General features: G+C 69.3%; 14 protein-coding genes and 1 pseudogene. 10 read left to right on the forward strand and 5 right to left on the reverse strand.

Annotated elements, in window-relative coordinates:
- Window positions 1–153 precede the first annotated feature (153 nt).
- Genes pcaG through ABZ656_RS52460 form a run of 5 tightly spaced genes read right to left on the reverse strand, consistent with a single transcriptional unit; the run spans window position 154 to window position 4,099 of the window.
- Window positions 154–717 carry a protocatechuate 3,4-dioxygenase subunit alpha gene (pcaG, locus tag ABZ656_RS52440; RefSeq protein ID WP_360279059.1) on the reverse strand — a complete coding sequence of 188 codons (564 nt, stop codon included), beginning with the start codon at window positions 715–717 and terminating at the stop codon, window positions 154–156.
- A gap of 2 nt (window positions 718–719) precedes the next feature.
- Window positions 720–1,490, reverse strand: a complete 771-nt coding sequence (gene pcaH, locus ABZ656_RS52445) for a protocatechuate 3,4-dioxygenase subunit beta (RefSeq protein WP_101402105.1) — start codon at window positions 1,488–1,490, stop codon at window positions 720–722.
- Between the two features lie 10 nt (window positions 1,491–1,500).
- On the reverse strand, window positions 1,501–2,703 hold the full coding sequence (locus ABZ656_RS52450; RefSeq protein ID WP_360279062.1) for a thiolase family protein: 1,203 nt from the start codon (window positions 2,701–2,703) through the stop codon (window positions 1,501–1,503).
- Complete coding sequence (locus ABZ656_RS52455; RefSeq protein WP_101402107.1) at window positions 2,700–3,344, reverse strand: CoA transferase subunit B; 645 nt, start codon at window positions 3,342–3,344, stop codon at window positions 2,700–2,702. Before ABZ656_RS52455 ends, ABZ656_RS52450 begins: the two co-directional genes overlap by 4 nt.
- Complete coding sequence (locus ABZ656_RS52460; protein ID WP_360279065.1) at window positions 3,344–4,099, reverse strand: CoA transferase subunit A; 756 nt, start codon at window positions 4,097–4,099, stop codon at window positions 3,344–3,346. The genes ABZ656_RS52455 and ABZ656_RS52460 overlap by 1 nt, the downstream gene beginning before the upstream one ends.
- Before the next feature lie 221 nt (window positions 4,100–4,320).
- Between ABZ656_RS52460 and ABZ656_RS52465 the strand changes: the two genes are divergently transcribed.
- From ABZ656_RS52465 to ABZ656_RS52510, 10 genes and pseudogenes are all read left to right on the forward strand, one after another.
- A complete protein-coding gene (locus ABZ656_RS52465; protein ID WP_101402109.1) occupies window positions 4,321–4,824 on the forward strand; it encodes a MarR family transcriptional regulator in 504 nt (167 codons plus the stop codon).
- An 89-nt stretch (window positions 4,825–4,913) separates the two neighbouring features.
- A pseudogene (locus ABZ656_RS52470) lies at window positions 4,914–5,516 on the forward strand (hypothetical protein); the annotation flags it as partial.
- 92 nt (window positions 5,517–5,608) lie between these two features.
- Window positions 5,609–6,265, forward strand: coding sequence for a hypothetical protein (locus ABZ656_RS52475; RefSeq protein ID WP_360279068.1), 657 nt, complete (start codon window positions 5,609–5,611; stop codon window positions 6,263–6,265).
- Between the two features lie 13 nt (window positions 6,266–6,278).
- Entirely contained in the window at window positions 6,279–6,503 is a 225-nt protein-coding gene (locus ABZ656_RS52480; protein WP_360279071.1) for a hypothetical protein, read from the forward strand.
- 12 nt (window positions 6,504–6,515) lie between these two features.
- Window positions 6,516–6,683 (forward strand): hypothetical protein, encoded by a 168-nt coding sequence (locus tag ABZ656_RS52485; RefSeq protein ID WP_360279074.1) that lies wholly within the window; start codon window positions 6,516–6,518, stop codon window positions 6,681–6,683.
- A 142-nt stretch (window positions 6,684–6,825) separates the two neighbouring features.
- Window positions 6,826–7,512: a hypothetical protein gene (locus ABZ656_RS52490; RefSeq protein WP_360279077.1), complete on the forward strand. Its 687-nt coding sequence runs from the start codon at window positions 6,826–6,828 to the stop codon at window positions 7,510–7,512.
- A 1-nt stretch (window position 7,513) separates the two neighbouring features.
- On the forward strand, window positions 7,514–8,218 hold the full coding sequence (locus ABZ656_RS52495; protein ID WP_360279080.1) for a hypothetical protein: 705 nt from the start codon (window positions 7,514–7,516) through the stop codon (window positions 8,216–8,218).
- Between the two features lie 41 nt (window positions 8,219–8,259).
- Window positions 8,260–9,024: a hypothetical protein gene (locus ABZ656_RS52500; RefSeq protein ID WP_360279083.1), complete on the forward strand. Its 765-nt coding sequence runs from the start codon at window positions 8,260–8,262 to the stop codon at window positions 9,022–9,024.
- A complete protein-coding gene (locus tag ABZ656_RS52505) occupies window positions 9,015–9,596 on the forward strand; it encodes a hypothetical protein (RefSeq protein WP_360279086.1) in 582 nt (193 codons plus the stop codon). The genes ABZ656_RS52500 and ABZ656_RS52505 overlap by 10 nt, the downstream gene beginning before the upstream one ends.
- A complete protein-coding gene (locus ABZ656_RS52510; protein ID WP_360279089.1) occupies window positions 9,593–9,973 on the forward strand; it encodes a hypothetical protein in 381 nt (126 codons plus the stop codon). The genes ABZ656_RS52505 and ABZ656_RS52510 overlap by 4 nt, the downstream gene beginning before the upstream one ends.
- Window positions 9,974–10,964: the final 991 nt, after the last annotated feature.

Genomic DNA, 10,964 nt, shown 5'->3' on the forward strand with positions numbered 1-10,964 from the left:
GGAGCCAGTTCGCTGTGATCGCGCGGGCGCACAGGTAGTCCAGGGCGGTGAACGGGGCCTTGCGGGTCACGGACGCCGCGGGGGAGCCCGCCCACCCGGGGGCGAGCAGCCCGGCGTCGGCGTCGGACTCGGAACGGACCGGGCCGGCAGCTGTCACTGGAACTCCAGGAAGACCGTTTCGCCTTCGCCCTGAAGGCGGATGTCGAAACGGTACGTCCGGTTCGCGCCCTCGGCCGCGATCAGCGTGGCGCGCCGGTCGGCCGGGAGCGAGTCGAGCAGCGGGTCGGCTCCGTCGGCGAGGTATGCGCGGGTGAAGAGGTGGTGCACCAGACCACGCGCGAACACACACACGCTGATGTACGGAAGTCCGGCATTGCCCGGCGGCAGGGTGTGCAGCGCGTACTGACCGTCGGCGTCCGTGGCGACCCGGCCGAAGCCCGTGAAGCCGACGCCGTTCCGGCCGAGGAAGCCGCCCGTCGACGGGTCGCGGCGCATCGAGCCGGGTGCACCCTTGAGGGAGCCGTCGGGCGCCGCCTGCCAGAAGTCCAGGAGGGCGTCCGGGATCACCTTGCCCGCGCCGTCGAGCACGTACCCGTGCAGGGTGATCGCCTCGGGGTGGCCCTGCGGCGCGACCTGACCGCCGTCGGGAAAGGGCAGCGCGTGGCCGTAGAAGGGTCCGATGGTGTGGGACGGGGTGGGGAGCAACCGCTCGGTCATGGTCAACGACCTTCCTCGATCCAGGTGGCGGAGGGGCCGTCGAGGACGATGTCCCACTCGTAGCCCATGGAGAACTCGGGCTGGGAGAGATCGTGCCGGTAGGCGGCGATCAGACGGTCGCGCGCCGCCCGGTCCGTCACGGACTGCAGGATCGGGTCGTAGCGGAACAGCGGGTCGCTCGGGAAGTACATCTGGGTGATCAGCCGCTGGGTGAACGCCGTACCGAAGACCGAGAAGTGGATGTGCGCGGGCCGCCACGCGTTCGTGTGGTTACCCCACGGGTAGGGGCCCGGCTTGATCGTGGTGAACCTGTACCGGCCCTGATCGTCCGTCAGAGTGCGCCCGACACCGGTGAAGTTGGGGTCCAGCGGCGCCGGGTGCTGCTCGCGCAGATGGGCGTAACGACCGGCGGCGTTGGCCTGCCAGATCTCGATGAGCTGACCGCGCACGGGACGCCCGTCGCGGTCGAGCAACCGGCCCGAGACGGTCATGCGCTCGCCGATCGGCTCGCCCCGGTGCTGGATGGTCAGGTCGCTGTCGTGCTCGGTGATGTCGGTGACGCCGAACACCGGACCCGACAGCTCGACCGTCTCCGGGTCGCCGCCGTCGACGGCGACCAGCGGCTGCTTGGGGTGGCGCAGCAGGGAGCTGCGGTACGGGGGGTAGTCGCGCGAAGGGTGGTTTCGAACCGGCGCTCCGCCGGCGACCGCCTTGTCGTACGCGTCCTGGAGATCCTTGATCTCGACGTCGATGTCCGACTGGGTGAGGGCCATGGTCGACTTCCTATCGTTCGAGGACGAGGGCGAGGCCCTGGCCGACGCCGATGCAGAGGGTGGCGACGCCGGTGCCGGTGCCCTGACGGGCGAGCTGGTGGGCGACGGTGCCGGCGAGGCGGGCGCCGGATGCGCCCAGAGGGTGGCCGAGGGCGATCGCGCCGCCCTGGGGGTTGAGGATCGCGGGGTCGAACTCGGGCCATTCGGCGAGGCAGCCGAGGACCTGGGCGGCGAAGGCCTCGTTCAGTTCGAGGACGGACAGGTCCGCGAAGGTCTTGCCGGCTTTGGCCAGGGCACGGGTGACGGCTTCGACGGGGGCGAGTCCGAAGTACTGGGGGTCGGTCGCGGAGACGCCGGTGGCTCGGATGCGGGCGAGGGGCTCACGGCCGGTGGCTTCGAGGCCTTCCTCATCGGTCAGGAGGAGGGCGGCGGCGCCGTCGTTGAGGGGGGAGGCGTTGCCCGCGGTGACGGTGCCGTCGGTGGTGCGGAAGGACGGCTTGAGCCTGGCCATGGCGGTGGGGGAGGCGTCGGGGCGGACGGATTCGTCGGCGGTGAAGACGACCGGGTCGCCCTTGCGCTGGGGGACCGGCACGGGGGTGATCTCGCGGTCGAACAGGCCCTCCTGCTGGGCCTTCGCCGCCTTGCGGTGGCTGCCTAGGGCGTATTCGTCCTGCTGCTCGCGGCCGATCTTGTGTTTGTCTGCGATGAGTTCGGCGGACTCGCCGAGGGGGATGGTCCACCGGGGGTCCATCCTCGGGTTGACCATGCGCCAGCCGAGGGTCGTGGAGTACAGCTCGGTGTGTCCGGCGGGGAAGGGCCGGTCACTCTTGGGCAGGACGTACGGCGCGCGGGTCATCGACTCCACACCACCGGCCACGGCGATGTGGGCATCCCCGACCGCGATGGCACGGGCGGCCTGGATGACGGCTTCGAGTCCGGAGGCGCACAGCCGGTTGACGCTCACCCCGGGCACCGAGGTGGGCAGGCCCGCGAGCAGCGCGGCCATGCGGGCGACGTTGCGGTTCTCCTCACCGGCGCCGTTGGCGTTGCCGAAGTACACGTCCTCGATCCGGGACGGGTCCAAGTCCGGGGTCCGGGCCAGGAGTTCACGGATGGCGTGGGCGGCCAGGTCGTCCGGGCGCACGCTCGCCAGGGCGCCGTTGTAGCGGCCGATCGGGGTCCGTACGGCGTCGACGATGTACACGGTGTTCACTGCAGGCCCTCCGCGACGGTCAGCTTGGCGGCGGTCTTGGCCACGATCTCCCCGACCGTGACGCCGGGCGCGGCCTCGATGAGCACCAGCCCCTCGTCGGTGACGTCGAGGACGCCGAGGTCGGTGATGATCCGGTTGACGCACGCCTTGCCGGTGAGCGGCAGCGCGCACTCCTGAAGGATCTTCGCGGTGCCGTCCTTGGCGGTGTGGGTCATGACGACGATGACGGTGCGGGCACCGTGGACCAGGTCCATCGCCCCGCCGATCCCGGTGATCATCTTCCCCGGTACGGCCCAGTTCGCCAGGTCGCCGCCCGCGGACACCTGCATCGCGCCGAGCACGGCCACGTCGATGTGCCCGCCCCGGATCATCGAGAACGACAGCGCCGAGTCGAAGAAGGAGGCGCCAGGAAGGACCGTCACGGTCTCCTTGCCGGCGTTGATGAGGTCCGGGTCGACCTGGTCCTCGGCGGGGTAGGGGCCGGTACCGAGGATCCCGTTCTCCGACTCGAGGATCACCTCGACGCCGGCCGGGAGGTGGTTGGGGATCAGCGTCGGCAGTCCGATTCCGAGATTGACGTACTGGCCGTCCTGGAGTTCGCGTGCCGCACGGGCCGCCATCTCCTCGCGTGTCCACGCCATCAGCCGCTCACCGTCCTCTTCTCGATCATCTTCGCGGCGGCCTGCTCCGGAGTCAGCGCGACGACCCGCTGCACGAAGACCCCCGGCAGATGCACCGCGTCCGGGTCGATCCCGCCGGGCTCGACCAGCTCCTCCACCTCGGCGATCGTCACCCTGCCCGCCATCGCCGCGAGGGGGTTGAAGTTCCGGGTGGACTTGCTGAACACCAGGTTCCCGTGCCGGTCGCCCTTCGCCGCCCGGACCAGCGCGAAGTCGGTGCGGATACCGCGCTCCAGCACGTACTCGGTGCCGTCGAACTCACGCACCTCCTTCGGAGGCGACGCCAGCGCCACCCCGCCCGAGCCGTCGTAGCGCCAGGGCAGGCCGCCGTCCGCGACCTGGGTGCCGACCCCGGCCGGGGTGTAGAAGGCGGGGATCCCCGCACCGCCCGCCCGCAACCGCTCCGCGAGCGTGCCCTGCGGGATCATCTCCACCTCCAGCTCACCCGCCAGATACTGCCGCGCGAACTCCTTGTTCGCCCCGATGTAGGAGCCGGTCACCCGCGCGATCCGCCCGGCGGACAGCAGCACCGCGAGCCCGGACTCCATCGCCCCGCAGTTGTTGGAGACCACGCCCAGGCCGCCGACCCCGCGCTCGTACAGCGCCTCGATCAGCACGTTCGGTACACCGCTCAGGCCGAAACCGCCGACCGCGAGGGTCGCGCCGTCCGGCACATCGGCCACCGCCTCCAAGGCTGTGGCGACCACCTTGTCCATCCGTGAAGCCCCATCTCTTCCAAGCTTCCAGTCCCTCAATTACTCAGGGCACTGATTATTCCTGCGAGGTTTCACTCACGCTGCCATCAGCGGCCCGAGTCGTCAAGACTTCCAGGGGACTGGCGGGTGGGCGACCATGAACACGCTGGTACGCATCCGTGTGATGCGCGGTATCGTTCAGTGCACCAACGAAATGACGGACTCACCCAGGGGGAGCGCACATGGCCGCGGTGGACCTCACCACCCACCCCGGGCACCTCGCCCGGCGACTCCAGCAGGCCCACTATCTGCTGTGGAACACGATGGTTTCCGAGGGGATCACCTCTCCGCAGTTCGCAGTCCTGAACGCGCTGGTCGCGGAGCCGGGACTGGATCAGCGCACGGTGGGGGAGCGGGTGGGCCTGGACCGGTCGACCATCGCCGAGGTGATCAGCCGGCTCGGTCGCCGGGGCCTGCTCGACAAGGTGCGCGATCCGCAGGACGGCCGGCGCTTCCTGCTGCGCCTCACCGACGAGGGGACGCGTACACACCGCAAGCTGACCGTGCGTACGGCGCGTATGAACCAGGTCTTCCTGGCCCCGCTCTCCGCCGAGGAGCAGACCGTCTTCTTCGACCTCATCCAGCGTGTCTCGGACGCCGCGGAGGGGCTGCGCAACCCGACGGAACCCCTCACTGCGCAACGCCAGGCGCTCGCTCACCAGGAGGTGCCAGGCGAAAACATCTGACAGATCACGGTCAGGAGCGCTAGGCTCCCCGCGATGATGACTCACTCTGTCGGCAGAACGGGGGTCCCATCCGCGCAAGGTGAGTGCTGATGCTCACTCAGACCGCGAATGGGGATTCCCGCCTTTCCTTCTGGCTGCCCGTGCGAGAGTTCGCCGTGCCGCCCGCCATGATCGAGACTGCGACCGCCCGCCGCCGTGCCGGGGACTGGGCGGGGGCGTGCGCCGCCGCAGGCATCGATGTCGATCTCAACCTGCGTTCCGTGGCGCGTGCTTACGGCCACGACCTCGCCGCTCGGGTCCGGGCCGATCTCCGCCATCTGGCTCCCGACCTGCTGCGCTGGCACATGCCGAGGATCGCTCCGCACGGGTTGCTGCGCCCGGGGCTGACCATCGCCCTGGCTCGGTACGACGCCCAAGGCCGTGACGGCGTAGGTCCGGTGCACCTCGTGGTCCGCACTCCACCGGCCTGGGCGGACGGCGGCCAGCGGATCAGCCTCGCCCTGTGGGCCGCACCGCACGACGGACCCCGCGACGGATCTCACGGCCGATCCCACTTCGAGGCCGGTCTCCGCCGGCATCCGCACCCCCGTCCCAGCCGCCGGTTCCGTCTCGACCTGCACCGCCATCTGTGGGACGCGCGCAGGACCGCTGAGCTGCGGATGCGGTCCGGGGCCGACCGGCTGCCCGCCGACGGCCGCCCCGAGAACCCGCGGTATTCGGCGGCGACGGCGGCCTCTACACGCCCGCCGCTTCGACGGCGCTCGAGGCCGCCGGCACTCCGACGGTGGACGCCACGGTGACCGGCACGGGCACGGCCGCCGACCCGTACCAGGTGGCCGCCGACGTGATCCTCGACCCGGCCCCGCCCGGCGGCGGCTCCAACCTCCTCCACGAAGACCCCGACGGCCTGTACGTGGAGTGCGCAGACGTCCGGACGTGCATCACGGCCGGGGACGGCGCCGCGTACACCCCGGGCACTGGCGAGGTCGAGGCGCGACTGTCGACGGACGCGGGCAACCAGGTCGCATTCGGAACGGACGGCGGCCTGTTCGTGCCGCCCGACCCGCCGCTGGATGGCTGTGGCCTCCAGGGCAACGGCACCGCGGCGACGCCGCTGGCCGCCTTCCCCATCGCCGGCTCGCAGCCGTGGACCGACGACTGGAACTGTGACCCGGTCGCGAACTCGACGCTCAAGTGCGACCCGACCAGCGGCGCACTGTGGACACCGCCCGAGCACTCGTCGGCGGCCGCCACCCTCCAGCAGAACCACCCACTCGGCACGCCGACCATCGGCGTCACGGTCGGCTTCGTCCTCGTCGACTCCACCGCCTGGTCCGAGGGCACCTACACCGCGGATTCCCTGAGCGCCTGCCGGGGCATCTCGTTCAGCACGCGGTTCACCGGCCACGTCGAACTCACGGCCAGCGAACGCCCAGTTTGACCTCGGTTACGCCGTGCAGATCAACGGCGGCGGCCTGGCCGTGCGGCTGACGCACAGCGTTCTCGCCAACGGTCCGGCCCGCCACGAGCGGTACTCGTTCGGTGTTTCGCAGGCGGCCGTGCTGCCCCCGCACACCGGCTACTCGGTGCGCGTCTACCCGGCGGTCCGCGTGACGGCCGGGACCGTCACGTTCAACCAGTGGATCACGGACACCGACCTGATCGCGATGACCCGCTAAGGAGCCTGGACCATGCGCTACTTCGTGAACGACGCCGGTGGCTGGATCTCGCTGAGCGGCGATGCTGATGTCTTCGCGGTCATTCCGGACGGCTATCGGGAGGTCGAGGAGGCCGAGTACAGCGAGGTGGCCGGGGTGATCACCATCCCGGCGCCGCAGGAGCCGTCCGGCGAGCAGTAAGGCACCAGTGTTGCGACGCTGCGCGACGCCTGACTGCCCATCCGCTGTGGCCAGGCACGCAGAGCCCGGCCACAGCTAGAATCTTGAAGCGAAGCCGCTGGTTGTGGGCCGGGCTCACCAACCCCTGTGTTGGAGGGCCCAAGTGAGTTGCCCCCTGATCGCCAACCTCGACACCGTGCGGGTGACGAGACTCGACTCCTGTGGCCGCCCCGTCTGCGGCGAGGACAACGGGTTCGTGTTCGATTGCCTGGCGTCCATCGCGATGAACGCGAACGTGGACGACGGCGACGACGTGTCGTACAAGGCGGCGAACGGCCGCCAGTGCGGCTTCAAGAAGGGCTGCCCGACGTTCAACGGCTACGATCTGGAGGTCAATTTCTTCTCGGTGTCGCCCGAGTTCCTTGAGATCACCACGGGCAACCCGGTGGTCTTCGGCTTCGACGGCAAGCCCATCGGCTACGACGACTGCTCCGTGCAGTGCCGCACCGGCTTCGCGCTGGAGTTCTGGGCGGAGGCTCTCGGCGAGGACGTCTGTCAGACCGCGGGGACGGGCGGGGCGTGGCTCTACTACCTGCTGCCCTGGGTGACCAACGGCCTGCTCGGCGACCTGGAGATCGGCAGCGAGGCGGTCACGCTCCAGCTCACCGGCGCCACCCGGACCGGTGGCGGGTGGGGCGTCGGCCCGTACGACGTCATGCCGATCGACGCGGCCGGCACCGGCGGCAAGATACTCACCCCGCTCGGGTCGAACTGCCACCGGCGCTACTTCCTCACCTCCGTGCCGCCGCCCGCGCCGGTCTGCGACTACGTCCCGGTCCTCTGCGCCTGACATGGAGGCGCCAGACCTGGTCGTGCCCGTGCGGGAGGGGCCCTCCAACCAGCAACTCCGCTACGCGCTGAGGGGCTGGGAGGAGAACCTCCCGCACCGGCACGTGTGGATCGTCGGCTACAAGCCGTCCTGGCTCGACGGGGTCCGCTTCATCCCGACCCGACAGACGGGCACAAAGTACGCCAACACCACCGCGGCGGTGCGGGCGGCCTGTGAGCACCCGGAGATCAGCGAGACATTCCTGTACGCCAACGACGACATGTTCGTCATGGAGCGCCTCGACGAGATGCCGGTACTGCACCGGGGGCCCGTCCGCGAGACCGAGTCGTACTACGCGGCCCGGGCCTCCGGCTCGTATCTGCGGGGCATGCGGGAGACGCGTGATCTGCTGGCCGACCACGGGTACGACGACCCGCTGTCGTACGAGCTACACGTGCCGCTCGAAATCAGTAAGACCGGCATGCTGCGCGCCCTGGAAGCGGGCCGCCACCTGGACGTGCTGCACAAGCGGACAATGTTCGGGAACTTGAGCGAGATCGGCGGCGAGCGGATCGACGACGTGAAGGTCATGCACCGTCAGCCCCGGTTCGACCGCTCCTCCCCGTTCCTGTCGACGATGCCGGACAGCTTCGCCAACGGTGAAGTCGGCCGCGTGATCCGCACCCGGTTCCCGTTGCCTTCCACCTACGAGCTGCGGGGGCGCTGATGCCACTCCAGACAGGCCCGTGTCACGCATGGCCAACGAAGTTGTGCTGTGACGTCGAGGGCGCGGATCCCGAGGACGTGGAGCGCTGGACGCTCATCGCCTCGCAGATCCTCTTTGCCTTGTCCGGCCGCCGGATTGGCCCGTGCCCGGTCACCGTGCGGCCGTGCAGGCGGGCCTGTCTGGAGTCCTCGTCGTCCGTCTCGTTCCAGACCAGCGCGGGCACCGGCCTATGGATCCCGTACATCGGCACAGACGGCCTGTGGCGCAACGCGTCGGTGTGCGGCTGCCGGTCGGACTGCTCATGCGGCGAGCTGTGCGAGGTCTACCTGCCCGGGCCGGTCTACGACATCACGTCGGTCGACATCGGCGGCCAGGTCCTTGCCCCCGAGCAGTACCGCGTCGACGCGGCGGGCCGGCTGGTGCGCGTCGGCGGCGGCTGCTGGCCGGACTGCCAGGACACGGCGGCCGCGCCCGGCGAGCCCGACACGTTCACCGTGGTCTACCGGATCGGCCTGCCGGTCGACGAGGCGGCGGTCGCCGCGGTGTCGGAGCTGACCTGCCATCTCCTCAAGGGCTGCGGCGGCGGGTCATGCGGTTGCAAGGCCACCCCGCGAGCCGCGGCCCGCTTCATCCGTCAGGGCGTGGAGCTGGACTTCGGGGACCCGATCCTCATCTACCAGCAGGGCCGCACCGGGCTGCCGCTCGTCGACCTGTGGTTGAGCGTCGTGAACCCGTACCGGCTCACGTCGCCGTCGCGGGTCTACTCGCCGGACTTCAAGACCCCGAGGGTGCAGCAATGGCCCTGAGTCCGCTCGCCATTGACGACATCGCGCAGCAGCTCCTGGCGTGCGTGTGCGCGGTTCTGACGGAGACGGCCGTGAAGGTGGACGGGCAGCCGGGCTGTCCGTGCGTGGCGTGCGTCGTGCCCGGCAAGCCGGCGTGGGACAACTGCACGTCCGACTGCTCCGGGGCGCAGACGCCGGGCCAGCTGACGGTGAACCTGGACCGCCTGTTCCCGACGTCGGCGTTCCCGGCGGAGACGAAGGACGTCCTCGGGAGCCGGAATTGTCTGCCGGTGCGGCAGGCCGCCGAGTACGTCATCACGCTGCTGCGGTGCGCGCCGACGTTCACCGAGAACGGGTGCCCGCCGTCGTGTGAGGAGCAGGCGGAGGCGGCGCGGATCGTGCACGTGGACGCCACGTCGGTGATCAACGCGGTGATGTGCTGCTTCCCGGACACGGGGGGAGGGCGGCGCGGCCAGCAATTCATGATGGGGCAGTTGCGGGTCCTCGGCCCCGAGGGGCAGTGCGTTGGTGTCGAGCAGCGAGTGACCGTGGCCCTGCCGTCCTGTGGATGCCCGGCAGGTGACGAGTCGTGAGCGTGGACGTGCGCCTGGATCCGGGCCGGCTCGCTCGGCTGCTGCGGTTGCGTGGCGGCATCGTTGAGCGGCGTCTCGCCGAGCGCACGCGCCGGGTGGCGGACATCGCCCGCGCGCAGGCACCGGGCAGCATGGGCGACTACATCGACTGGCACATCGAAGAGGGGCGGCGCGGCCTGCAGGGCGTCATCACCTGCGACCACCCCGCCACGCTGTTCGTGTTTGAGGGCACCCGCCCGCACATCATCCGCCCGCGCAGGGCGAAGGGGGTGCTCAGGTTCGAGGTCGACGGGCAAGTGGTGTATGTCAAGTACGTCAGGCATCCGGGCACTCGGGCGAACAACTTTCTGGGCCGGGCTCTGCGGTTGGGCCGGTAGCTGTCACGGCCATGTCGGGACTTCTGAGGCCGGATTGGGGTCCACCCCGCTTGCAGAAGATTCCCAGGGTTACCTCGGGTAATCAAGATCTTTTGGTGGCGAGGTTCATCACTCCGGCCTGAGTGGCACTCCCATATCCGATGTGGCAATCTCGAAGAATCGAGGTAGTCGACTCCCCAACGTGGACGGGGAGTTATGGGGACCAGGTGCCGCCGACTTCCTCATCCCAACGGACATCCCTGAGACTTGGCTGCCTAGCCTCCGCAAGTCTTCATCGTCAGACGAAAGATCAACCGAGGTGAGACTTCGTCTCATCCCGGACGGGACTTCGTCCCTAGGAATAGCGCAACTTGGGCCACTCTCACCGTGATCGCAAGGTCACCAACTTCTTGAGAGCTGGCTCCTTCTTTGAAATCCGGCATGGAGTCGGTGATCGAAGGAGTGGCCGTGGGGATTATCCATGCAATCTTCGAGATTCTGAAGTCAACGGGCGAGTCTCTCGCTCCGGTTGGCGAATGTCTCGTCGTAGTTTTGCATCCGTTCATTCTCGGATTGGATGCTCTGGATTGGTGTGCGCGCGGATGGAGGTACGTCACTTCGCGCACCCGACAAACCCGTCCCGACTACAGCCACGTAGGGGTCCCGGCTCGCCGGCCCGACGTGGTGGCCTCGCCGCAGAGGCATCATGAGGTGCACGTCATCCGCGATCGGCTTGGAGAGCCGTACCTTCTCCTGGTTGTAACCAGCCAGCTGATCTACGTGATCTACGTGCAGCGGTAAGTGCTGCCGGTAGTGCGTCGAGAGAGCCCGATGGGCCCACCCAAACCTGAGGGTAGGTTCACCGGGCTCTTCGCGTGCTGAATTGCTCTGTCCGGCTGCGCGGGCCAGGCGTGAGTCAGGGGCCTGCCGATCAATAACTCGTCGATCTTGGTGGGGATTAGGGGAGGGTGGGGTCGTGCCCGGCGATCGCGGCGAGTTGGTGTGCCGTGGT

The sequence above is a fragment of the Streptomyces sp. NPDC007095 genome (assembly GCF_040634475.1).
Classification (GTDB): Bacteria; Actinomycetota; Actinomycetes; order Streptomycetales; family Streptomycetaceae; genus Streptomyces.